At 74.2% G+C, this 22,689-nt stretch carries 18 protein-coding genes and 1 pseudogene; 5 read left to right on the top strand and 14 right to left on the bottom strand.

Annotated elements, in window-relative coordinates; genetic code table 11:
* Positions 1-107 precede the first annotated feature (107 nt).
* Together ICC28_RS22350 and ICC28_RS22345 are read right to left on the bottom strand one after the other, a co-directional pair.
* Positions 108-1,637 carry an FAD-dependent monooxygenase gene (locus ICC28_RS22350; protein WP_188290447.1) on the bottom strand — a complete coding sequence of 510 codons (1,530 nt, stop codon included), beginning with the start codon at positions 1,635-1,637 and terminating at the stop codon, positions 108-110.
* Between the two features lie 206 nt (positions 1,638-1,843).
* Positions 1,844-2,275, bottom strand: coding sequence for a hypothetical protein (locus tag ICC28_RS22345; RefSeq protein ID WP_188290446.1), 432 nt, complete (start codon positions 2,273-2,275; stop codon positions 1,844-1,846).
* A gap of 55 nt (positions 2,276-2,330) precedes the next feature.
* Between ICC28_RS22345 and ICC28_RS22340 the strand changes: the two are divergent.
* Positions 2,331-2,732, top strand: a pseudogene (locus tag ICC28_RS22340) (peroxiredoxin-like family protein); the annotation flags it as partial.
* A gap of 121 nt (positions 2,733-2,853) precedes the next feature.
* Positions 2,854-4,548, top strand: coding sequence for a BCCT family transporter (locus ICC28_RS22335; RefSeq protein WP_188290445.1), 1,695 nt, complete (start codon positions 2,854-2,856; stop codon positions 4,546-4,548).
* 325 nt (positions 4,549-4,873) lie between these two features.
* Here the strand turns inward: ICC28_RS22335 and ICC28_RS22330 are convergent, their stop codons facing one another.
* The 11 genes from ICC28_RS22330 to ICC28_RS22285 all read right to left on the bottom strand — a co-directional run bounded on the left by ICC28_RS22330 (position 4,874) and on the right by ICC28_RS22285 (position 17,517).
* Positions 4,874-6,640 (bottom strand): ABC transporter ATP-binding protein, encoded by a 1,767-nt coding sequence (locus tag ICC28_RS22330; RefSeq protein WP_188290444.1) that lies wholly within the window; start codon positions 6,638-6,640, stop codon positions 4,874-4,876.
* Complete coding sequence (locus ICC28_RS22325; RefSeq protein WP_188290443.1) at positions 6,637-8,376, bottom strand: ABC transporter ATP-binding protein/permease; 1,740 nt, start codon at positions 8,374-8,376, stop codon at positions 6,637-6,639. Before ICC28_RS22325 ends, ICC28_RS22330 begins: the two co-directional genes overlap by 4 nt.
* Positions 8,373-9,527, bottom strand: coding sequence for a nitroreductase family protein (locus ICC28_RS22320; protein WP_317454063.1), 1,155 nt, complete (start codon positions 9,525-9,527; stop codon positions 8,373-8,375). Before ICC28_RS22320 ends, ICC28_RS22325 begins: the two co-directional genes overlap by 4 nt.
* Positions 9,528-9,583: 56 nt before the next feature.
* A complete protein-coding gene (locus tag ICC28_RS22315; protein WP_188290442.1) occupies positions 9,584-10,963 on the bottom strand; it encodes a YcaO-like family protein in 1,380 nt (459 codons plus the stop codon).
* On the bottom strand, positions 10,960-12,441 hold the full coding sequence (locus ICC28_RS22310) for a CocE/NonD family hydrolase (protein WP_188290441.1): 1,482 nt from the start codon (positions 12,439-12,441) through the stop codon (positions 10,960-10,962). Before ICC28_RS22310 ends, ICC28_RS22315 begins: the two co-directional genes overlap by 4 nt.
* Positions 12,438-13,280, bottom strand: a complete 843-nt coding sequence (locus ICC28_RS22305; protein ID WP_188290440.1) for a hypothetical protein — start codon at positions 13,278-13,280, stop codon at positions 12,438-12,440. The genes ICC28_RS22310 and ICC28_RS22305 overlap by 4 nt, the downstream gene beginning before the upstream one ends.
* Positions 13,281-13,372: 92 nt before the next feature.
* On the bottom strand, positions 13,373-13,486 hold the full coding sequence (gene amiA, locus ICC28_RS41125) for a streptamidine family RiPP (protein ID WP_262928487.1): 114 nt from the start codon (positions 13,484-13,486) through the stop codon (positions 13,373-13,375).
* Positions 13,487-13,544: 58 nt separating this feature from the next.
* Positions 13,545-14,366, bottom strand: a complete 822-nt coding sequence (locus ICC28_RS22300; protein ID WP_188290439.1) for an ABC transporter ATP-binding protein — start codon at positions 14,364-14,366, stop codon at positions 13,545-13,547.
* 21 nt (positions 14,367-14,387) lie between these two features.
* Positions 14,388-15,395 carry a FecCD family ABC transporter permease gene (locus tag ICC28_RS22295; protein ID WP_188290438.1) on the bottom strand — a complete coding sequence of 336 codons (1,008 nt, stop codon included), beginning with the start codon at positions 15,393-15,395 and terminating at the stop codon, positions 14,388-14,390.
* The gene (locus tag ICC28_RS22290) at positions 15,392-16,480 is read right to left on the bottom strand and encodes an iron ABC transporter permease (RefSeq protein ID WP_317454062.1); all 1,089 of its coding nucleotides are present in this window, start codon (positions 16,478-16,480) and stop codon (positions 15,392-15,394) included. Before ICC28_RS22290 ends, ICC28_RS22295 begins: the two co-directional genes overlap by 4 nt.
* A gap of 59 nt (positions 16,481-16,539) precedes the next feature.
* The gene (locus tag ICC28_RS22285) at positions 16,540-17,517 is read right to left on the bottom strand and encodes an ABC transporter substrate-binding protein (protein ID WP_188290437.1); all 978 of its coding nucleotides are present in this window, start codon (positions 17,515-17,517) and stop codon (positions 16,540-16,542) included.
* A 90-nt stretch (positions 17,518-17,607) separates the two neighbouring features.
* Between ICC28_RS22285 and ICC28_RS22280 the strand changes: the two genes are divergently transcribed.
* Both ICC28_RS22280 and ICC28_RS22275 read left to right on the top strand, forming a co-directional pair.
* Positions 17,608-18,807, top strand: a complete 1,200-nt coding sequence (locus ICC28_RS22280) for a hypothetical protein (protein WP_188290436.1) — start codon at positions 17,608-17,610, stop codon at positions 18,805-18,807.
* 324 nt (positions 18,808-19,131) lie between these two features.
* Entirely contained in the window at positions 19,132-19,965 is an 834-nt protein-coding gene (locus tag ICC28_RS22275) for a PIG-L family deacetylase (protein WP_188290435.1), read from the top strand.
* Between the two features lie 48 nt (positions 19,966-20,013).
* Here ICC28_RS22275 and ICC28_RS22270 read toward each other — a convergent pair whose 3' ends face one another.
* On the bottom strand, positions 20,014-20,877 hold the full coding sequence (locus ICC28_RS22270; RefSeq protein WP_317454061.1) for a helix-turn-helix transcriptional regulator: 864 nt from the start codon (positions 20,875-20,877) through the stop codon (positions 20,014-20,016).
* A gap of 200 nt (positions 20,878-21,077) precedes the next feature.
* On the opposite strand from ICC28_RS22270, the gene ICC28_RS22265 reads away from it, so the two are divergent.
* Positions 21,078-22,664 (top strand): ABC transporter substrate-binding protein, encoded by a 1,587-nt coding sequence (locus ICC28_RS22265; RefSeq protein ID WP_188290433.1) that lies wholly within the window; start codon positions 21,078-21,080, stop codon positions 22,662-22,664.
* The last annotated feature ends 25 nt before the right edge of the window (positions 22,665-22,689 follow it).

Genomic DNA, 22,689 nt, shown 5'->3' with positions numbered 1-22,689 from the left:
CGGTCGCCGAGGGCCCTGCACCCGATCGAGCCCGAGCGGGCGTTTCCGGGCCTCGCGCCTTCGTCACCCCGTCCCGGTCCGCGGGCGTGCGCCGGTGACGGTTCCCCTCACCGAGCCGAGGTGGTGGCCTGTGGGACGCGGCGTCCGCACCAGTGCTCCAGCGCGGCGGCCAGTGCGCGTCGGCGGCTGTCGGGATCGGGCTCGTCGGTCGCCCAGGCGATGTAGCCGTCGGGTCGTACGAGGATCGCGGGCGGTACGGCGGCGGCGCGCTCCTCGGCCACCCCGTGCACGTCCACCTCGTAGACCTCCTGCTCGCGCGCGTACGCCTTCGCAGGCTCTGTGACCAGCAGGACGAAGCCGCCGGTGCGCAGTGCCTCGTAGAGCCGGTTCGGTGTGGTGTCGCCGGACAGCGGCAGGTCGGGGGCGCGGGCTCCGGCCGAGGGGTGGGCGCCCGGTCCTGCCGGATAGCGGAGGCCGATGCCCGACAGCTGACTCGTCATCCTGTCGACGACGGGCCCGAGGCGCAGCGCAGCGCCACCGACCAGGGCACGCAGGGCACGCATCGGCCGGCTGCGCAGGAGGATGATCCGGGTCAGCGCGCCCGTCCCGCGCACCACGCGCCGCCCGACCGGGTGGCGCTCGGCCTCGTAGCTGTCCAGCAGCGCGTCGTCGGCGCGGCCGCGCACGGTGGCGGCCAGTTTCCAGCCGAGGTTGACCGCGTCCTGCAGCCCGATGTTCATGCCCTGCCCGCCGATGGGCGAGTGGGTGTGGGCCGCGTCGCCGGCCAGCAGGACCCGGCCCTGCCGGTAGTGCGGCACCTGGCGCTCGTCGTTGTCGAACCGCGACAGCCAGCGGGCGTCGTGCATGCCGTGGTCGGTGCCGAGGACGCGGCGGGTGTCCTCGCGCACCTCGTCGAGCGTCGGGGTTGTGTCGTCGGGGAGTTGGCGGTGGCGGTACCAGGTGATGACCCGGTACCAGCCGTCCTTGAAGGGCGCGATGAAGACGAAGCCGTCGCGGGTCGCGCTGCCGGTGAGCGCCCTTTCGGGACGCTCCGCGAGCCGTACGTCGGCCAGGGCCACCGACTCCATCACCGAGGAGCGGCCGGGGAACGGCAGCCCCAGCTCGCGGCGCACGGTGCTGTGCACGCCGTCGGTGCCGACCAGGTACGAGGCCCGCACGGTGTACGTGGTCCCGTCCCCTCGGCGCAGTTCGGCCTCGACCGTGTCGGGGTGCCGGCGCAGGGAGACCAGTTCCGTGCCCCAGCGGAGGTCGACTCCCAGGGCTTCTCCGTGTGCGCGCAGCAGGCGCTCGGTCTCGTACTGGGGGGTCACGAGGACGTAGGGGAAGCGGCTGGGCAGCCGCGTCAGGTCGATTTCCGCATGTCCGAACTGAGGGAGGCTGCCGACCGTGTCGACCGTGACGCCGGTGGCCACGAGTTCGCGGGCCATTCCCCGGGCGTCGAGGAGTTCCAGGGTGCGGGCGTGGACGGCGAAGGCGCGGGTGAGGTTGGACTCGGTGTCCCGGCGTTCGACCAGGGTCGTGGTGACGCCCGCGCGGCTGAGTTCGGCCGCGAGGAGCAGTCCGGTGGGGCCGGCGCCCACCACGAGGACGTCCGTGTCCGTGCTGGTGTCGGTCATCGTGGGTCCTCCACCCATCCGACGGGCTGAGCCGAACTGTGCGGTCGGGGCGACCTCGTGACCGCGTCCCCTCGGCCGTCGGACGTAAACACCGGAATCGCGCCACCGGGCCGGACCGGGGCCGCCGGCTCCCCGCGCGCGGGGGTCACGGAAGCCCACCCGTCTCGCGGGCGGCTGCACCCGGGCCCGCTCCCCGTGCGCGGGAGTCACGGAGTCTGCGGTGCCGTCGCCTCCCGCCCGCGTGCCACGGCCGTGATCGCCGCCGCGACGGTCCGGCGCAGTCGGCCGGCGTCCGCCCCGGCGCGGGAGCGGAGGTTCACGTCGTGGGCGGGGAGGGCCAGCACGTCGGCCGCGGACGCGGGGTCGGCCTCCTCGGCGAGCTCCCCTGGTGATGCGCCTTCAGGAGCGCGGTGTGCAGGGCGTCGCGCAGCCGCTGGTGCTGGCGGTCGAGGAGGGCGCGCACCCGGGGGGTCGCTGTTCTCGGCGCCGGCGTGGGCACTGGAGACCATGCAGCCCCACTGGGCGAACTCGCCGGTGCACCGGGTCTCGATCAGCGCGCTGAAGAACTCGGTGACGGCCGGCAGGCCGCCGTCCTCCGCCCGGAGCGCGGCGATGTTCGGGCCCGAGCAGTCCTCCACGTGGCGTTCGAGGGCGGCGCGGTACAGCTCCTGCTTGCCGCCCCGCGGCGCCTGATGCCCCTACTGCAACAGCGCCCTGCGCTCCCTGCAGCAGCACCACGAGGCCATCACCGCCCGCGGCGCCCGGCTGGTCGCCGTCTCGCCCCAGATCCCCGACGAGTCCCTGTCGTACGCCGGGAAGAACGCCCTCGCCTTCGACGTGCTCAGCGACCTCGGCTGCGACACCGCCAAGCGGTACGGTCTCGTCTTCGACCTCCCCGACGACCTCGCCGCCGTCTACGAGCGCTTCGGCATCGACCTGAACCGCTCCGACGCAGGCCACACCCGCACCCTGCCCGTCCCCGCGACCTACGTCATCGACCGGAGCGGCACCGTCCGCCGGGCCCTCGTCGACACCGACTGCACCAAGCGCGCCGAGCCCGCCGACATCCTCGCCGCGCTCGACGCCCTCGCCTGAGACGGCCGGACCCGCGCCTGGCCGGAAACGTTCGCCTGCCCGGGAATGACGCCCCAAACCACGGCATCAGGCGGCGTGCCACGCCGCGTCGGGAAGAGGTTTCGCACCATAGTGGGGCGCCATGAGTACGGAACCGATCGAACAGCCCCAGCCGGGACCGACGCCCGGCACTCCTGTCGCCGGCTCGCCCGACCGCGTCCTCGTCGGCATCGGCATGACCGTCGTCGCCGCCGTGGTCCTGTGGGCCTGGCTCGGCGACGACTCCTTCGACAGCGCCTCCTCCACGAGTCTGACCTGGGTCCTGAACAACTTCGGCTGGCTCTTCGTGGTCGCCGCGGACGTCTTCCTGGTCCTGTGCCTGGTGATCGCGTTCAGCCGGTTCGGCCGCATCCGGCTCGGCAAGGACGACTCCGAGCCGGAGTTCGGCAATCTCGCCTGGATCGCGATGATGTTCAGCGCGGGCATGGGCATCGGCCTGATGTTCTACGGCGTCGGAGAGCCCCTCACCCACTATCTGTCGCCGCCCCCGTCGAGCGGCGCGCAGCCCGCGTCCGGCGAAGCGGCGCGGACGGCCATGGAGTACTCGTTCTTCCACTGGACGCTCACCCCGTGGGCGATCTACGGGATCGCGGGACTCGCCCTGGCCTACGCCGGGTTCCGCAAGGGCCGCGGCAACCGGCTCAGCGCCGCGTTCGTGCCGCTCATCGGCGCCCGGCGGGCGGTGTCCTGGCAGGGCAAGGTGATCGACCTGCTCGCCGTCTTCGCCACCGTCTTCGGTACCGCCACGAGCCTGGGCCTGGGCGCGCTCCAGGTCGCCGAGGGGCTCGACATCACCTTCGGGATCGCCGCCACTCGGACCACGGAACTGGTCATCATCGCGGCCCTGTCCGCCGCGTTCGTCGTCTCGGCCTTCTCCGGTCTGCACCGGGGCATCAAGTGGCTGTCGTCGATCAACATCGTGCTCGCGGCAGGCATGATGGTGTTCGTCTTCCTGCTCGGCCCGACGGTCTACATCCTGGACACGATCCCGGCGTCCGTCGGCGGCTATCTGCAGAACCTGCTGCCGATGGCCACCCGGACCGGCGCCTTCACCGACCATGACTGGCTGGGCGCCTGGACCATCTTCTACTGGGCCTGGTGGCTGTCGTGGGCGCCGTTCGTGGGCACGTTCATCGCCCGGATCTCGCACGGCCGAAGCATCCGCGAGTTCCTCGTCGGGGTGCTGCTGGTGCCCAGCGGCGCCACCGTCATCTGGTTCTGTGTGATGGGCGGTTCGGCGCTCCGGCTGGACTCGACCGGCAAGGCGGACCTCGCGGGCGCGGTGGAGGACGGCGCCGAGGCCTCGCTGTTCGCGATGCTGGACGCGCTGCCGATCGGCGCGATCACGTCGTTCATCGCGATGGTCCTGGTCATGACCTACTTCATCACCAGTGCCGACTCCGCCTCGCTGGTGATGGGTTCCCTGACCAGCCGCGGCGCCCTGCACCCGCCGTCCTGGCTGGTCGTGATGTGGGGTGTGCTCATGGCATCGGTGGCCGCGGTGCTGCTGGTCGTCGGCGGGCTGAACTCGCTCCAGACGGCGACGATCCTGGTGGCGCTGCCCTTCGTGGTCGTCATGCTGGTGCTGTGCTGGGCGCTGGTGAAGGAACTGCGGGAGGACCCGGGCGCGGGACCCGCCCGGCACCACGCGCTGCACGGGCTGGGCGACGTCGTACGGACGATGGTCGGCGACGTCATCACCGAGCAGGGCCCGGTACGTCACCGGCGGCTGCGGCGGGCGGCCAAGGCCCGTACGGACTCCGACGACCAGACGTGACACGCCGCCGCCCGGACGACAGCGGCGGAGCCCGGCTGGAGGCGAGCGGCGTGTGCGGCTCCCGGCGACCGCGCGTGCCTCCGCGAGCGTGATGGCCGCCAGGGGCCCTCCTCCGGGTCGGCTCCGCACCGGGCTCCCCGGTCCATGGCGTCGGCACCGGTGGCCGGTTCGAGCGCAGCGTGGCCGGCGCCGGCCACGTCCCGCGGCGACGGGCGGGCCGCCCGCTCGCACCGCGCCCCTCGCCCTCCGGCGCGGCCCCGGCACCGTCGTTGCCCTGGGCCACGTCGCTCCGCTGCCGTCCGCTCGTGCACGACGGAATCGAGCGTCAGTCGACGGCTGCGGACGAGCCGAGGGCGAGGACGCGGCCCAGCGCGCTGTCGGGGCGGGCGGTGAGTTCGTCCCAGGTGCCTTCCTCCGTGATGCGGCCGGCTTCGAGGACGGCGATGCGGTCGGCGCGGCGGATGGTGGCGGGGCGGTGGGCGATGACGATCGTGGTGCGGCCTTCCGTGCGGAGAACGGTGGCGAGCTGGGCGTCACCGGCGTTGTCCAGGTGGGCGGTGGTCTCGTCGAGCACGAGCAGTCTCGGCTGCGCGAGCAGCGCGCGGGCGAGCGCGATCCGGGCGCGCTGGCCGCCGGACAGGGTGGAGCCGCGCTCGCCGACGAGAGTGTCCATGGGGGCGATCCGGTCGACGCCGCACAGCCGGGCCGTTTCGGCGAGGAGGTCGTCGTCGGCCTCGGGCGCGGCGAGCCGTACGTTGTCGGCGAGGGTGCCGTGGAAGAGGGGGGTGTCCTGGCCCACCACGGCGACGGCGCGGCGGAGTTCGGCGTCGCTCAGGTCCCGCAGGTCGACGGGCTCGCCGTCGCCGGGTATCAGCTGGACGCTGCCCTCGGACGGATCCCAGAAGCGGGCCAGCAGGTGGGCGCAGGTCGACTTGCCTGCCCCCGAGACCCCTACCAGGGCGAGGGTCTGCCCGGCGGGTACGGTCAGTTCGGCTCCGTCCAGCACGGGTTGACCGCCGTAGTCGAAGCGCACCCGGTGCAGCCGGACGCCCAGCGGTCCCGGGCCGAGGGGGCGGGGTGAGGCGGGCGGCGGGGCGAGGGCCGGCGCCTTGAGGGCCGTATCGACGCGGGCGGCGGCGGCGCGCAGTCCCACGGCCTGGCTCAGTACCCTGGCGGACTCGGCGACGGGCCCCAGCACCGACAGGGCCAGCGTCATCGCCGCGGGTGCCCAGGCGCCGTGCAGCCGCCCGGAGGTCACCGACTGTGCGGCGGCGGCCACCACGCCGAGGACCGCGAGCACGATGAGGAGGTCGCGGACCGCGGCGGCCATGGCCTCCCAGGTGGCCTCGGCGCGCTGGGCCTCCCCCACCCGTCGGCCCTGGTCGGCGAGGAGGCGGCGGCGCTCGGCCAGCCCGCCGAAGGCGAGGAGCTCACGCAGCCCGTCGACGGCCTCCACGCTGTCCGCCGACAGCTTCGCGGTGGCCGCCCGGGTGCGGGCTCCGCGCGCCGCCCGGCCGCGGGCGTCGGCGAAGGGCGCCGCGGCGAGCAGCGCGGCGACCGGCAGCACCGCCGCCAGCAGCCATGGCTCCACCGTGGCCAGCACGGCGGTCCCGCCGGTGAACACCACGCCGGAGGCGAGGAGTTGGGCGGTGGTGTGGGCGTAGAAGAACTCCAGTGCCTCGACGTCGGCCATGGCGGTGGCAGCGAGGTCCCCGCTGCGGCGGCCGGCGACGCGGGCGGGCGCGCTGCGGGCGAGCCCGTCGAAGACCCGCACGCGCAGTTCCGACAGCACCCGGTAGGCCAGGTCGTGGCTGAGGTCCATTTCGCGCCAGGTCATCAGGGTGCGCAGAAGGACGAGGACGACGAGCGCGGTGATCGTGCCGGCCGCGGGGGCGCGGTCCTCGATGACGGCGGTTCCGACGGTGTGCGCGGCCAGCGTCAGCAGGGCGACCAGCGAGCCCTGCTCGACGAGCGCGGCGCCGCAGGTGCGGGCCATCATGCCCCGGTGCCCGGCGAGGGCGGGGAGCAGGGCGCGCAGGGAGCCGCGTGCGGGTATGGCGGCGCTGCCGCGGTCGGTGGTGGTGCTGCTCATGCGGCGAGCCCTTCCTGGTGAGCGTGGCCCGCCTTGACGAGCTCGGTGTAGACGCCCCCGGCTGCGACCAGGGTGGTGTGCTCGCCGACGGCGTCCACGCGTCCGCCGTCGAGGACGACGATGCGCTCGGCGTGCCGAACGGCGGCGAGCCGGTGGGCGACCACCAGGACGGTCCGGCCGCCCGCGGCGTGGAGCAGGTCCCGGACGATGTCCGCCTCGCGGCGCTCGTCGACCGCGCTGGTGGCCTCGTCGAGGACGAGCACCGGAGCGTCGGCCAGCAGGGCGCGCGCGAGGGCGAGCCGCTGGCGCTGGCCGCCGGACAGGGTGGCGCCACGCTCGCCCAGGACGGTGGCGTAACCGTCGGGGAGGGCGGTGACCTCGGCGTGGATGCCGGCGGTGCGTGCCGCGCGCACCAGTTCCTCGTCGGTGGCGTCCGGCCGGGCCAGGCGCAGGTTGTCGGCGATGGTGGCGTGGAAGAGGTAGGTCTCCTGGGAGACGACGGCGATGCCCTGGCGCAGCGAGTCGAGCGTGTACGCGCTCACGTCACGGCCGTCGAGGGTGATCCGGCCGCCCTGCGGGTCGTGGTGGCGCAGGAGCAGGGCGAGGAGCGTGGACTTGCCGGCGCCGGACGGGCCGACGATCGCGGTCGTGCGTCCCGCCTCGGCGGTGAAGGTGACGCCGCCGAGCGCGGGCGTCTCGGCGCCGTCGTAGGTGAACTCGACGTTCTCGAAGCGCAGTTCGGGCGGGCCGGGCCAGTGTGCCGGTGCCGTTCCGGTGTCGGGGACGGCGGGTTCGGCGGTGCGCAGCGCGGCGAGTCCGTCGGCGGCCGACACGCCCAGGTATCCGGCGTGCCATTCGCGGGACAGGTCGCGGACCGGCCGGAAGCACTCGGAGGTCAGGAGCAGCACCAGGTAGGTGCCGGTGGCCGTGGTGGATCCGGTGACGGCCGACCAGCAGGCGAGGAGCGCGGCGGCCGCGGTGCCGCCCTGGATGGCCAGGTCGGTGATGCCGGTGTCGACGAGGGAGACACGCAGCTTGGCGACGGTCGCGCGGTGCAGCTCCGCCGAGCGCCGCTCCAGCCGTTTACGGGTGCGCCCGACGGCCCCGGCGGCCCGGAGGGCGGGCATCCCCTGCAGTGCTTCGAGGTAGTCGGCGCCCAGTTCCTCGTAGGTGTCCCAGTGTTCCTTGCCGCGCTTGGCCAGCAGCCGGTCCCAGGCGCGCGGTCCGAGGAGGGCGAGCAGTACGGCGGGGACGAGGCCGAGGAGGGCGGCCGGTTCGATCACCGCCAGGGCCGCGAGCAGCAGGGGCGGCACGGCGAGGGTGATCAGGAGCTGCGGCAGGTAGCGGGAGACGTAGGCGTCGACGCCCTCCACGCCGTCGACGAGAGTGGTGCGGACGGCTCCGGCGCGGGCGGTCGTCAGATGCGCGGGGCCCAACCGTCCGAGGTGGGCGAGGAGTTCGTCCCGCAGCGCGACCCGGACCGCGGCCCCGGCGCGGGTGGCGGTGCGCCGCTGCCAGGTGCCGAGCCAGGCGCGCGCGGCGACGACGCCGAGCACCGCGCCGAGGAGCGGCGCGAGCCGTTCGGTGTCCCCCCGGGCGAGGTCGGCGAGGGCGACCGCCAGCAGGACGGCCTGGGCGAGGTGGGTGAGGGTGACGGCCGCCTGCAGGAGGGTGGCCGCGAGCAGGGGGCGCCGTGCGTGCCGTGCGGCGCGGCGCAGCTCGGGGTGGACGATCACGAGGTCTTCTCCTGGTCGGAGTGGGTGGTGCCGAGGGCCAGGCCGTGGACGATCCAGTCGCGGCCCGGCGGGCCGCCGAGTGCGGCGCCCAGGTCCGCCTGCTGCCAGGAGCCGACGGGACGGGCGGCCAGGCCGTGGCGTGCGGCGGTCAGGTGGGCGAGGTGGACGGCGAAGCCGGCCCGCAGATGCGCGCGGCGGATCCGCGGTGCGTCGGCGTCGGTCGGGCAGCCGTGGGCGAGGAGGACGGCGCCCGCGTCCGCGATCCACGCCTGCCGCGCGGCCCAGACGGCGAGGGTCGGCCGGGCCTCCCCCGCCGCGAGCCGCCGCAGGGTGCCGTCGGGGGCCGGTTCGACCAGTTCGGGCCGGGGCTCGCCGACGGCCGCGCACCAGGCGAGTTCACCGGCGCCCGCCCGGGCGGCGGTGGTGAGGACCGCGCGCAGTGCGTCCCGCGGCGGGGTGCCGGTGAGCGGCGGCGCGGCGCTGCGGCGGGCCAGCAGTTCGCCGGAGCGCGCCCGCTCGGGCCGGGACGTCCGGCCTGCTGCCTGCGGCAGGGCGAAGTGCAGTGCGGCGAGCGGAGTTTCGTTCCGCCCGTCGCAGCGGAGTTCCGGCTCGGCCAGGTCCAGTGCGCGGGCCGCGAGCCACAGCGCCGCGGCGGCGTGCCCGGTGTCCAGCAGGATCAGCGGCCAGGCGCGGTGGCCGTAGTGGGAGACCGTGCGCTGTGGGGTGACGGAGAGTTCGACGCTCGCCCCGGGCGGCGTGCCGTCGGGTTGGCGGCCGAGGTGGTGGACGCGGTGGCGCAGCGGGTCGTAGCCGTAGCGGCCGGGGGGCAGCGGGCAGCCGGGGCCTACGACGAGTTCGGCGTCCACGGGGTGCAGCGCGCCCGCGGAGGGGGCGGGTCGCAGCCGCCCGGAGCCGTCCGAGGCCGCCAGGGAGAGGCGCAGCAGCCGGTCCAGGTCCAGTTGGCCGGGGACGGCCTGCGGCAGGGCGTGCGGGGGTCCCGGCCAGGCGCGGACGGCGGCCCCTGCGGGGGTGTCCGGGCCGGGCCGTTCCAGCGAGCGGGCGCGGGCGAGGGCGGCTGCGAGATCCACGGGCTCGGGGTTGGGTTCGGCACGCTCGAGGTTGGGTTCGGCACGCTCGGGGCTGAGGTCCACGCGCTCATGAAGGGGGCCCACGCGCTCATGAAGGGGATCCACGGGAAGCAGGTACCTCACATGTGCGGCGGAGGAGCCAGCGTGAAGTCCTCCGGCGCGCTCGGCGCGGTCGTCCGCCAGCCGCGGGCGACGGCGGCCTCGGCGAGGCGCGGGCAGCCGAAGTAGCCGAAGGCGGCGGGGGCGTTGGGCAGGAGTCCGGAGACGAGGACCCGGGCGACGCGCAGGGGTGTCTCGGCCACGTCCTCGGTGGTGAGGTCGAACGTCATGACGCGGTGGCCGCCCTCGTGGAGGGCGCGGTCCAGCCGGTCCCGGCTGCCGGGCCGGACCTCGTCGAGGGAGACGGTCCCGTGGGCGGGGTCGGTGAACCGGCGGGCCTCGGGCGCCATCCGTTCGTCCAGCCACACCTGCACGTGCGCGCCCAGGTCCCGTACGTGCTCGAACTGGGCGCCGCACGCGTCGAGATAGCGGCCGTCCGCGCGGTGGTCCAGGTACAGTCCGCGGGCGAGCAGCCCGGCCTCGACGGCCTGGAACACCCAGCCGTCGGGGTCGGTGAGGCCGCGGGTGAACACCCAGGTGTGGACGGCTTCGAGGACGGCCTTGCGGGCGGCCTCGGCCGGGTCGTACTTGCAGGCGAACCCGGCGGCGTACAGTCCGGTCCGTGGGTCGTGCACGAGCGCGGCCATGCAGGGGGCGAACTCCGAGGGCATCTCGACGAGATGGACGTCGAGCGCGGCTCCGGCGAGGTCGTCGGTGAGGCCGGGCACGCTGGCCGGGTCGATGCCGCGGGTGGGGCCGTCGAGGTGCCACCACACTTCGAGCGCGTCACGTTCGACGATCTCCAGCAGGCCGCGCTCGGCCGCGTCGTCGAAGCCCTGCCCGGTGGCGATGCCCGCGTAGTTGAGGTGGTGGGTGCGGGGCAGTGAACGCAGCTCGCCCTGGCGCCAGTTGAGGTGGGTGAGCGCGACGGGCGCCCAGACCTCGGCGGTCCCGCCCCCGGGCAGCCGCTCGGTGCCCCGCGTCCACAGGGACGGCGTGTCGGCGGTGAGGCGGCGGTAGGGGAACTTCTCCCGGGCGTACTGCCAGTCGGCGTAGGCCGGCAGTGCGTCGGGGCCGTACAGGCGCAGCCCCTTCTCGGCCAGTTCGGCGGCCGTGGCGCGCAGGGGTGCGTCGGGGTGGCCGGGCGGCGGCACCCGGTTGCCGCAGTACCGTTCTATCCCTTCCGCTATCGCGGCTGTGCGGGCGCCTTCGGGGTCGCCGAAGGTGGTGCCGAGCGACACCCGGTCGGCGGGCCACAGGCCGAGGCGGCGGGCGTCGGCGATCTCGGCGGTGAGCGCGGTGTAGCGGGGTGGTGCGCCCTCCGGGTGGTCGACGGGCTTGACGTCGCGGACGATGCCGCAGACGGGGTCGACCAGAGCTTCCAGCGGCAGCGCCGTCATCGCGGGATCTCCTCTGCGGGATGGGCGGGTGCGGGGCGGGACAGGAGGACGGGCAGCCGGAGCACCACGCTCCCGGCGTCGACCTCGCGCCGGGAGGGGAGCAGCCGGGTGGCGGTGACCGGGTCGTCGCCGGTGTGGGGGTTGCGGGCGTGGGCCGGGAAGTGGTGTCCGGCGATCTCCAGGCGGAGCCGGGTGCCCGCGGGCAGCCGCCGTGCGAGCCGGCCGAGTCCTACGGTGAACTCGGCTTGCCTTCCTGCTGGTTCGGCGCGCCGGACGACCCCGACGGCGAGCCGCTGCGCCACTCCCTCGGGGGTGAGGGAGACGAGCCGAACGGCCCAGTCGGCGGACGGTGTGTGGGCGGTGGCCCGCAGCCGCACCTCCGCGTCGCCGACCACGTCCAGCGGACGCGGCAGCGGCGGGGTGACCAGCAGACAGCGGTCGGGCGGACCGTCCTGCGGAACGGCCAGGTCCGCCGACGACACGGGGCGTTCGGGGTCGGCCGTGAAGGAGGCGCCGTGCAGCGGACGCAGGTGCTGCGTGCGCGGCTCGCCCTCCGTGTCGGCGTGCGTCCACAGGGGGCTGCCGCCCAGGGCGATCGCGCCGCGCCGCCCGGGAGCGAGGTCCCCGGCGAGGGCACGGCGGGCCCAACGGACGTAGAGCTCACCGAGGTTCACCCGGTGGGCCGGGTCGGCGTCGGGTCCGGGCTCGGCGACGAGGCCGTGTCCCCAGGGCCCGAGCAGCAGTCGTGCCGACGGACCGCCCCAGCGGCGCCACAGGGTCAGGGTGTCCTCGGTGAAGTGGTCGTGGTGGCCGCCGACCGCGAGCAGGGGCATCCCGGCCTGCTGCGCCGCCGCGTGGATTCGGCCGCGTTCGCGGTGCCGCCACAGGCCGGGCCAGGAGGGCAGGGGCCGGCCGAGCCGGTCGGGGAGGCCGGTCAGCGGGAGGTGGCCGAGCAGGCCGGGGTCCGTGGCGAGGGCCTTGTCCAGGGCGTGGTCGTCGGAGTCCGGCCGGTCGCCGTGGGCGGCCCACCATCCGGCGCGGGCCAGCAGCCGTTCCGTACCGGAGGGTTCGCGGGCCGTCTCGGCGTGGCCCAGCGCGGGGACGGCGGCGATGACGGCGTCGGGCCGGGCGTCCGGGGGCGCTTCGAGCGCGAGGGTGAGGGCGCAGTGGGCGGCGTAGGAGGCACCGGCCGCGACCAACCGGCCGTTGCTCCAGGGCTGTTGGCGGATCCAGCGGGCGGCCGCCGTTCCGTCGGCGGCCTCGTTCTCGTACGGGTGCCACTCCCCCGGCGACGCGTGCCGGCCCCGTACGTCCTGGGCCAGTGCGGCGAATCCGCGGCGGGCCCAGGCGCGCAGTTCGGCGCGGTGCCGTGTGCGGTCGTAGGGCGTGCGGATGAGGACGGCCGGGAAGGGGCCGTCGCCGTCCGGGAGGTGCAGGTCGGTGGCGAGCCCGTCGACGGTCCGCGTGGCCGGTGTCATCCGGCCTGCTTCGGCTGGGGGGCGACGTCGGGGACGGGCAGCACCGGGTGTTCGGTCACGGCCAGCGTACGCAGGTCGACGCGCCGGAGCCGGCGCCGGGCGGGCAGGCCGGCCGGGTCGGCCACGCCGGTGATCCAGCGGGTGAGGTCGTCGGCTATCAGGGCGGCCAGCAGGGCGGCGGCGGGCGCGGTGAGGCGGACGGGGGCGCCGGAGGTGCGGGGCCCGTTCCAGTAGGCGGCCAGTTCGCGGTGCGCGGGGGTGGCGGCGAGCCGGCGGGCCCGGACATGGGCGGAGGTGACGTCCCCGGCGGTGGCCGCGAGGGGCTCGACATAGGCCTGCCAGCCCTCGCGGTGGCAGCGCAGCCAGGCGATGCCGCGCTCGGGCAGCCGGTCGGCCGCGTCCCACAGCCCTTCGGACACGGGCCCGTCGAGGCACCACACAACGGCGGCGGGGTCTGCGGCGGACAGGTCGTCGAGGGACGGTGAGGTGTTGCCGTGCACGGCGGTTCGCGGCTCGGCGCCGAGCGTGCGCAGGAGCGCGGCCAGCGGTTCGGTCAGGACCGCGTCGCCCAGCAGCCGGATGTCACGCCGGTCGGCGGGCCACCCAGGGGACCGCGGTGCGTCCGCCAGGTATCCGGCGTCCTCGAACGCCCGGACCAGGCGGTCGAGTTCGTCGTCCGGCTCGGCCACGGCCGTACCGGAGAGGCGGGCAAGGAGGGCTTCCTCGTCCGTGCCGGCCGTCCTGACGCTGAGGAACTCCCCCTCGGCCGTACGGACGGCGAGACCCCGCCCGGGTACGGTGACGAGCTCGACACCGGGCACGAGCTGGCTGCGGGACACGTCAATCCTCCTGTGGGGAAGGGGCCTTGGAAGGGTGTGGGCCCGCCCGGAAGGTGACGGGCGGGCCCACGGTCGAGGGGTGGGACCCTCGCTTACTCCTCGGTGTCCTCGAAGGGGTTCTCGACGAGCGCGTTGGAGTGCGAGGCCGAGGCGTGAGCCAGCTGACCCGGGTCGGCGATCGGCGCGAAGACCTTCTCGGTGTCCATGGACTCTCCTTCTTCATCGGGGAGATGCGGCGTTCTGGTGAGCGCCGCACAAGGAACCCTAATGAATATGATTTTCATATTCTAGTGCTGGGAGGGGGTGATCTGGGTAACACACCGGCCAGCCCCCCTCGGGGTCCAGGCCGACCCGGCCGGCCACCTGGAGCACCTCGGCGAGCAGCCCCGGCGTGACGACCTCCTTCGGCGTGCCGTCGGCCACCACCCGCCCCTCGCGCAGCGCGACGATCCGCTCGGCGAACCGGGCGGCGTGGGCCAGGTCGTGCAGCACCATCACCACGGTCAGGCCGCGTTCCTCGCGCAGCCGGACCACCGTCTGCAACACGTCGAGCTGGTGGTGCAGATCCAGGTAGGTGGTCGGCTCGTCGAGCAGCAGGACACGGGTGTCCTGGGCGAGCGCCATCGCCAGCCGCACCCGCTGCCGCTCGCCCCCGGACAGCGCGTCGACGTCCCGCTCGGCCCACTGCTCCACACCGACGTCGCGCAAGGCACGGCGTACGACGGGATCGTCGCCCTCGCGCAGCATGCCGAGCGGGCCGCGGGCCGCGTACCGCCCCTGCCGGACGAGTTGGCGTACGGTCATGCCGGGGACGGCCGGGGCCGCCTGGTGCAGCAGCGCGACCCGTCGGGCGGTGGCACGCCGGGAGAGCCGGGCGAGGTCGTCCCCGGCGAGCAGCACGCGCCCCTCGTCCGGCCGCAGCAGCCCGGCGGCGAGCCGCAACAGGGTCGACTTCCCGCAGCCGTTGAGGCCGATGAGGGCGATCAGCTCCCCCGGTTCGACGGTCATGTCAACGCCCCGCAACACGGGTCGGCCGGGGTAGCCGAAGTGGACCCCCTCGGCGCGGATCCCCACGGACTCGGTCATGCTCTGTCCTTCAAGTCGACATCAGAACGTACGGCTCGGCGTGCGGCGCACGACGACCAGCAGCAACGCGGCCCCGAGACAGGCGGTCAGAGCCCCGACCGGCAGCGTGAGCCGACCGGAGTCCAGCGCCGCCGCGAGCAGCCGCGAGGACAACTGCGCCGACGCGTCCGCCCCGCACACCACGACCGCGCCCACCAGGGCGGCGCCGGGCAGGGTCACCCGCAGATCGGCGCCGAAGACGGCCAGGGCGACGTGCGGGACCAGCAGCCCGACGAACCCCAACGCCCCCACGGCGGCCACCGCACCCGCGGTCAGCGCCACCGCGCACAGCAGGGCGAGCAACCGGGCGCGGGCGGCGGACAGTCCCGCGGCCAGGGCGATGTCGTCCCCGCAGCGCAGCAGGGTCAGCGGCCCGGCCAGCAGCCACGCCACCACGCCCCACACCAGCGCCCACGGCCACAGCAGGTGCCAGTGCTGCCACACCCGGCCCTCCGTGGTGCCGACCAGCCACTGCACGACGCTGCCGAGTTCGCCCGGCGCCACGAGCAGCACCATGGCGGTGAGCCCGCCGAGCACCGCCGACACCAGCACTCCGTTGACGGCGGTCTGCGCGGGGTCGCTGCGGCCCCGCCCGGCGAGCAGCCACAGCAGCCCGGCCCCGGCGAAGCCGCCCACGCAGGCGGCGACGACCACGGCGAGCGGCGATTCCCACCCGGCGAGTCCGAGGCCGGTCGCGGCGACGGCGCCGAGCACCGCGCCCGGCGTCACTCCCGTCACCTCGGGCCCGGCGAGCGGGTTGCGCAGCGCCGACTGCAGGACCAGGCCCGCCACCCCGAGGCACGCCCCCGCGCCGAGGGCCACCAGCAGGCGGGGCAGCCGGAGTTGGAAGAAGATGTGCCGTTCCGTCGCGTCCCCGCCCCCGCCCAGGACGTCCCAGACCACGGCCGGGGACATGCCGCGCCCGGCCACCAGTTCCACGCCCGCGCAGAGGGCGACGAGTGCGGCGAGTACCGCGAAGCGCCGGCTCACCGGGCCTCCTCCGACATCACCTTCGGCGCCGCTTCCTCCCCGGCCGCCTGGGCCCGCGGGGAAGCCGTGCCGGTTCCCGCCGCCGCTCGCGGAGCCTTCGGCCTGCGTCGGCCCAAGCGGAGCAGGGCGACCCCGGCGGGCACACCGACCAGGGCCGTCCACGCGCCGACCGGCGTCTCCACCGGCGCCAGCGCGAGGCGGGCCGGGACATCGGCCACGGCCACGACGACGGCACCCCACGCGGCGGACCAGGGCAGCCAACGCACCGCGTCCGTCCCGGGGTTGAACCACCGCGCCAGGTGCGGGGCGAGGAACCCGACCCAGGCCACCGGCCCGCACACGGCCGTCACGGGCGCGATCAGGACGACGGCGATGGCCAGCGCGGCCAGCCGGGCCCGCAGGACGCGCACGCCGAGCGCCTCGGCGTCCTCGTCCCCGAGCCGCAGCACCGACAGCACCGGCGCGCACAGCACGAGCGCGGGGACCGCGACGAGCAGCCACGGCCACAGCCCGGTGACGTCGTCCCAGGTACGGGCGGAGAGCGAGCCGAGCAGGTAGCGGTAGATCAGCTGGAGGTCGAGCTGGTCGGCCATCACCATCAGTACGAGCAGCGCGGCCTGCAGCGCCGCCGCCACCGCGGCGCCGGTCAGCAGGACGGCGGACGGACTGCGCCCGAGCCCCGCGGCCAGCAGCGTGAGCCCGCCGCCGAGCGCGGCCCCGCCGAGCGCCAACAGGGGCTGCACGGCCGCGGGGAGGGACAGCGACAGCACCAGCGGCGCGGCCACCCCGAGCGCGGCGCCGGACGAGACGCCCAGCATCTCGGGAACGGCCAGGGGGTTGCGCAGCGCCTCCTGGAGCACGAGCCCCGCCGCACCCAGACAGGCCCCGGCGACCAGCGCCAGCACCAGCCTGGGCACGCGCAGCTCGGTGACGACGATCCCGGCGAGCGTGCTGTCCGCGTCCATCAGCGCACCGGGCAGCCGGTGCGGCGGGACGTAGGGCGTGCCGAGGCACAGCGCGCAGGCCGAGGCGGCGATCAACAGGGTGACGAGGAGGAGCAGTTGTCCCGCCCCTGCCCGGCGCACGGGCCGCCCTGCGCCGGATGCCGACTCGACTGCCGCGGTGCGTGTCGCGGCGGGCGCGCTCACCGCAGCGCGGCCGTGGCCTCGTCGAGGACGATGCCCAGCGAACGGGTTCCGCGCCCCTTGGCCCACACCTCGGAGTTCACCTCGTGGACGTCGCCGTTCTTCACGGCCGGGATCTTGCCCCACAGGGGGTTCTTCGCCAGCTTCTCCGACAGCTTGCCGTCCGCCTCGCCGAAGCTCAGGGTCTCGACGAACAGCACGTCGACGTCGGCCGCGAGGATCTCTTCGAGGCTGTAACTTCCCTCTACGCCTCGGGACTTCCACGGGTAGTCGGCGATCTTCGGGAAGAGGCTGGCGCCCACGTCCGTCTCCGGGGTGGCGACACCGAAGTTCTCGTCACTGCCGTAGATGATGAGCGCGGCCTTGTCGCTCTTGTTCTTCTCGGCCTCGGCGAGCTTGGTGCGGAACGCCTTCTCGGCCTTCTCGCCCTCGGCGGTACGGCCGGTCAGGGCGGCGACGTCGCGCAGGTAGCCGACGCTGTCCTGCCAGGTCTCGGGCTGCATGGGCCAGAACGTGGTGGCGCCCTTCAGGGCCGGGGCGAGCTTGCCGTGGGTGTCCTCCAGGCCGATCACGAGGTCGGGCTTGTGGGAGAGGATCGCCTCCACCTCCGGCGCGATGAACCCGCCGGGGATGACGTCGACCTTCTTGGCCTCCTGCTCCCCCAGGAAGTCGGGGTGGGCGAGGAGCGCGCTGTTCGTGGCCGTGGGGACGATGCCCAGCTCGGTCAGGATGTCGTCGCAGAGCGCGAACAGGCAGACGACCCGCTCGGGTTCCTTCTCCAGGGAGACCTTGAGACCGCCGGTGTCGGTCAACGTCCGTGTCGCCTTGATGGGTTCGACGTTGACGTCGGTCTTCGGGCCGGCCGCGGCGGCCTTCTCGCTCGCCGGCTCGGCGGACGAGCCGCATCCGACCAGCACCGAGCCCACCAGGGCGGCGGTGATCCAACTTCGGACGATTCTCGACGGTGAGCGCAGCATCGATGCCCTCGCTTCTTCTCAGGGACCCGGAACGCCCCGAAGATACATGATAATCGTTTTCACTATGACCTATGTTTCCCGGAGGCCCCGATGACAGCCGCCCGCGCCCTGCTGCTCGTCTCCGACCACATGGCGGGCTCCCTCCATGTGCTGACCGTGCCGGACGGCATCGAGGCGGGCCGCCTCACCGGCCGCCACCTCTCGGAGCACGCCGGGTTCCTGGCGCTGCCGGGCGGGCGAGCGGCCTGCGTCGACGACCGCCGGGGCGAGTTGCTGGTGCTCGACCCGTTCGGCGACGAGCTGGTGGAGACCGCGATCCCGGTCGCCGTACCGGCCGAGCATCTGGCCTGCGACCCCTCCGGCCGATGGGTGGCCGTCACGACGGGCCTGGGCGAGAACGGCGAACCGTGGTCGGACCTGCTCACGGTCGCCGACCTCACGACGGGAGAGGCGGTCCGGGTGCGTACGCGCGTCGGCGAACCGGGGGTGACGGTTCTGGGCCACGGCGATCCGCTGGTCGTCCTGCGCCACCGGGAGCCCGGCACGCTGGCCGTCCACCGGTTCGCCGACCTGCTCACGGCGCCGCACGGCTGCCCCGCGGTCACTCCCCACACGCGGCTTCCGCTGCCGGACGACGGACACGGGGACGCCCAAGACCCTTACTGCGCCCATGTGTTCGCGGCCACGGGCGACGGGGTGCACCGGATGCGCCGCGACGGGGACACCCTCGTACCGGAGCGGACGATCCCCTGGGACTCCCCCGCCCGCGGGTGGTACCTGCGGCTCGACCCCCGGCGGCGGGCCCTCTGGTCGACGCTGCGGGGCGGCCCCGCGGACCCGCTGCGGTGGCCGGAATGGACCAACCAGGCCTGGCGCCACGACCTGGGGACGAACCGCACCACCCTGACCGAGCTCGGCCCCGGCCTGGTCTTCCGGCTGGCCCTCGCCCGGAATCACACCGCGTTCACCCGCATCCACCCCGACGGCGACGAACTGATCCTCCTGGACGCCGCCGACACCGCCCACCACGTCCCCCTCCCCGCCATGGACGGCGCACCCCGCCGCGGCGGCACCCCCTGGGAGGGCGTCCAACGCCGTGCGGTGGCCGCCTCACCGGGCTCCGACTGGGTCGCCGTCACCCGTGGCGGCCACGGCGAAGTGCACGTCTTCGACGCGCCGACAGGCAGCGAGGCGGCCCGGCTGAAGCTGGACACCCCCTTGGACCACGGCGGCCACGCGATGCTGCGCACGCGGACCGACGGCGCCGAGGGCGACCCCGTGGGCCGCTGACAACGGTCCGAGCCGACCGCCTGCAACGGGCACCGACCTCGACAGTCGCTGCGCACGCGTCGACAACGGCCGGGCACGCTGGTTCGCCCCCGACCGGCCCGACGTGACCGACCCGCGCCGCACCTTCTCCGAGGCCGCCCCGCGCCGGACGACGTGCTCGCCACCTCGGTGACCGACGGGACAGCAGTACCGGCCGAGCCTGCCCTGAAACTCCTCCGCACCGGGAACAGCCGGTCCCGTGGACGCGGTTGTACCGACGAGGTACCGGCGCCGCACGCCGTCGCCGTACTCGGACCGAGCAGTATGTCTGCAGGAGGATTCTTCATGACCGAACGGCCCTTGACGCTCATGGCAGTACACGCCCACCCCGACGACGAGGCCACCGGAACCGGAGGGGTCCTCGCGCGGTACGCCGCGGAAGGCATCCGCACGGTTCTCGTGACGTGTACCGACGGCGGTTGCGGCGACGGACCGGGAGGCGTCAAGCCCGGTGATCCCGGGCACGATCCGGCGGCGGTGGCCGCGATGCGCCGTCGGGAACTCGAGGCGAGTTGCGACGTCCTGAAGATCAGCGATCTGGAGCTGCTGGACTATGCCGACTCCGGGATGATGGGCTGGGCGAGCAACGACGCCCCCGGCTCCTTCTGGCAGACCCCTGTGGCGGAAGGCGCGGCCCGGCTCGCGGACCTCATGCGGCACTACCGGCCCGATGTGGTCGTCACCTATGACGAGAACGGCTTCTACGGCCACCCCGACCACATCCAGGCCCACCGCATCACGATGGCGGCGCTGGAGATGACCGAGCTGACACCGAAGGTGTACTGGACCACGATGCCCCGCTCGGGGATGCAGCGGTTCGGCGAGATCATGCGCGAGTTCCATCCGGACATGCCGGAGCCGGATCCGGCCGAGGCCGCCGCGCTGGCCGAGATCGGCCTCCCCGACGACGAGATCAGCACATGGGTGGACACGACCGGGTTCAGCGGCCAGAAGTTCGACGCGCTGGCCGCGCACGCCAGTCAGGGCGAGAACATCTTCTTCCTCAAGATGGGCAAGGAGCGGTTCGGCGAGCTGATGGGCGTGGAGACCTTCGTACGGGTCAAGGACACCACCGGCGCGGTCATACCCGAGAACGACCTCTTCGCCGGACTGCGCTGACCCACGGCAAGGACGGCCGCGGCGAGAGCACCCAGGGAACGAGAGCGCCTAGGGAAGCAGACTCCGTCGGCGTGCGGCGACCACCGCCTCCCAGCGGGTGCTCGCGCCCAGCTTGCGCATCGCGCTGCGCAGATACGACTTGACGGTTTCGGGCAGCAGCGACAGCCGACGACCGGTTTCGGCGTTGCTGCAGCCCAGGGCCACCTGTGCCAGGACGTCGAGTTCTCGGGGCGCCAGCGCCGGCCCCGGCGTCGAGGGGGCGGCGGGCGGCCCGACCAGCCGCCCGGCCGCGTCGAGCAGCCGGCCGCGCAGGTCACCGTCGGACACCTGCTGGGCCATGCTCCGCAGCTCGGCGTGGACCTGGCGGAGCTCTTCCAGCGGTACGCCCCGGTGTCCGTCGGCGGCGCTGCCCTGCGCGGCGTTCAGCAGGCGCAGACGGCGGTCGACCTCGTCACGGACGGCCAGCTCGGCGGCCAGCCGCCGGGAGGCGTCGGCGACCGCGTCGGCCGCCCGGTCCCCGAGCGGGGCCGTGCCGCGGCCGGCCCCGTAGAGCACCGCGCGCACCCCGCCGGACACCACGACGGGGACGGCTACGACGGAGCGGATCCCCTCCGCCAGTACGGGGCGGTCGTAGTCGTGCGTGATCGAGCGGGCCGACCTGTAGTCACTCACGCCGGCCGGCCGCCCCGTGGCCAGGACCCGGCCGCCCAGCCCGGCCTCGGCGCGCACCGTGAGACCGCGCAGCGCTGCCGTCCGTACGCCGATGTGCTGCGACAGGTTCAGCAGCCCGTTCTCCACCTGTCCGCCGAACAGGACGGGGATGCCGGAGCGGTCGTGGACCTGGCGGAGCGCCTGTCTGAGGGCGTCGCCGTCATCGGGCCGCAGAAGGGCGTCGGGGGTGGAGTGCGTCACCCGTGCCTCTTTCCGGAGGTAGTCCGCCGTCGTCGTGCCCCGGAGCATAGACCGCCGTGGCGGCCCGGTCACAGGGCAGCGGCGGATCGAAGCGGGGACGACGTGACCATCGCCGCCTCTCCCCCTCCGACCTGCCCGGACACCCCTTGTTGCGATTACCATGCAACAGCTTTAGATCTTCATTAAGGGTGTGAGGTTCCATGACGGTCCGTCGGATACGGACAGCCGCGGCCACGGCGGCGCTACTCACCGGCGTCGCCGCCTGCTCGGCCCCGGGCAACAGCACAGGCAGCGGCGACGCGGCCGACTCGGTCGTGATCGGCGTCGCCACCGAGCCGGACACGCTCAGCCCGCTGCTCGGGTACGGCAAGGACGGCAACTCGAAGATCTTCGACGGCCTGCTGGCCCGGGACACCGACCTGACGCTGAAGCCGGCGCTCGCGAAGGCCCTGCCCGAGGTGAGCGCCGACGGCCTGACCTACACCTACACCCTGCGCGACGGCGTGAAGTTCAGCGACGGCGAGCCGCTGACCTCCGCCGACGTGGTGTTCACGTACGACACGATCCTCGACGCGAAGACCAACAACACCCACCGCAGCGAGCTGGACGCCGTCAAGCGGGTGCGCGCCGACGGTGACGACAAGGTCGTCTTCACCCTCAAGTACCCCTACGCGCCCTTCGCCGGGCGCACGGTCCTGCCCGTCGTCCCCGAGCACCTGGCGAAGGGGCAGGATCCCAACACCGGGTCCTTCAACACCCAGCCGGTCGGCACCGGCCCCTACGTGCTCACCTCCTGGAGCAGGGGCGAGAAGCTCACCTTCAAGGCCAACCCCGGCTACTGGGGCGGCGCGCCGAAGGTGAAGAAGGTGACCATGGCGGTCATCGAGGACGACAACGTACGCGCCACCCGGCTGCGCTCCGGGGACCTCGACGGCGCTGTCCTGCCGCCCAACCTCGCCGCCACCTTCAAGAGCGACGGCGCGAAGAAGACGTACGCCGCGAAGACCTACGACTTCCGCGCGGTCACCCTCCCGCAGGAGAACGAGGTCACCGGCGACCGGGCCGTCCGGCAGGCCCTGGACGCCGCCGTGGACCGGCAGGCCATGGTCGACAAGATCCTCTACGGCGCGGGACGGCCCGCGTACGGGCCGCTCCCCGTCAACGACCCGTGGTTCGCGAAGGGCATCGAGCGCGAGCAGGACCTGACCGAGGCCCGGCGGATCCTGGACCGGGCGGGCTGGAAGTCCGGCGCGGGCGGCATCCGCGTCAAGGACGGCCGGCGGGCCTCCTTCACCCTCCTCTACCCCTCCGGCGACAAGGTCCGCCAGGACCACGCCCTCGCCTACGCCTCCGACGCCAAGAAGGCCGGCATCGAGGTGACGGCGGAGAGCGCCACCTGGGAGGTCATCGAACCGCGCATGAAGGACGACGCGGTCCTGGCGGGCTTCGGCAGCAACGGCGACCCCGACTTCGGCCTCTACACCCTGCTGCACTCCTCGCTCGCCGGTGACGGCTTCAACAACATGGCCCGCTACGACGATCCGGTCGTCGACGAGGCACTCGACACCGGGCGCCGCAGCTCGGACGAGGCGACCCGCAAGGCCGCCTACGCCGGCCTCCAGCGCGAACTGGTGAAGAACCCCGGCTACACCTTCCTCACCCACATCGACCACGTCTACGTCCTCGCCGACCGCTGGGCCGGACTGACCACCCAGGTCGAGCCGCACGAGCACGGCTTCGCCTCCGGCCCGTGGTGGAACCTCGAAGCCTGGCGGCCGAAGAAGTGACGCCCGCCCCCGGAAGATCTCTGCC

The organism is Streptomyces sp. TRM68416, from assembly GCF_014596915.1.
Classification (GTDB): domain Bacteria; phylum Actinomycetota; class Actinomycetes; order Streptomycetales; family Streptomycetaceae; genus Streptomyces.
This window is presented reverse-complemented; position numbering and strand designations above follow the sequence as displayed.

What these genes read in the sequence shown, in the direction of transcription:
- ICC28_RS22350 (WP_188290447.1), bottom strand. Translation starts at nt 1,637, where the DNA reads ATGACCGACACCAGCACGGACACGGACGTCCTCGTGGTGGGCGCCGGC.
- ICC28_RS22335 (WP_188290445.1), top strand. Translation starts at nt 2,854, where the DNA reads ATGAGTACGGAACCGATCGAACAGCCCCAGCCGGGACCGACGCCCGGC.
- ICC28_RS22330 (WP_188290444.1), bottom strand. Translation starts at nt 6,640, where the DNA reads ATGAGCAGCACCACCACCGACCGCGGCAGCGCCGCCATACCCGCACGC.
- ICC28_RS22315 (WP_188290442.1), bottom strand. Translation starts at nt 10,963, where the DNA reads ATGACGGCGCTGCCGCTGGAAGCTCTGGTCGACCCCGTCTGCGGCATC.
- ICC28_RS22310 (WP_188290441.1), bottom strand. Translation starts at nt 12,441, where the DNA reads ATGACACCGGCCACGCGGACCGTCGACGGGCTCGCCACCGACCTGCAC.
- amiA (WP_262928487.1), bottom strand. Translation starts at nt 13,486, where the DNA reads ATGGACACCGAGAAGGTCTTCGCGCCGATCGCCGACCCGGGTCAGCTG.
- ICC28_RS22300 (WP_188290439.1), bottom strand. Translation starts at nt 14,366, where the DNA reads ATGACCGAGTCCGTGGGGATCCGCGCCGAGGGGGTCCACTTCGGCTAC.
- ICC28_RS22285 (WP_188290437.1), bottom strand. Translation starts at nt 17,517, where the DNA reads ATGCTGCGCTCACCGTCGAGAATCGTCCGAAGTTGGATCACCGCCGCC.
- ICC28_RS22280 (WP_188290436.1), top strand. Translation starts at nt 17,608, where the DNA reads ATGACAGCCGCCCGCGCCCTGCTGCTCGTCTCCGACCACATGGCGGGC.
- ICC28_RS22275 (WP_188290435.1), top strand. Translation starts at nt 19,132, where the DNA reads ATGACCGAACGGCCCTTGACGCTCATGGCAGTACACGCCCACCCCGAC.
- ICC28_RS22265 (WP_188290433.1), top strand. Translation starts at nt 21,078, where the DNA reads ATGACGGTCCGTCGGATACGGACAGCCGCGGCCACGGCGGCGCTACTC.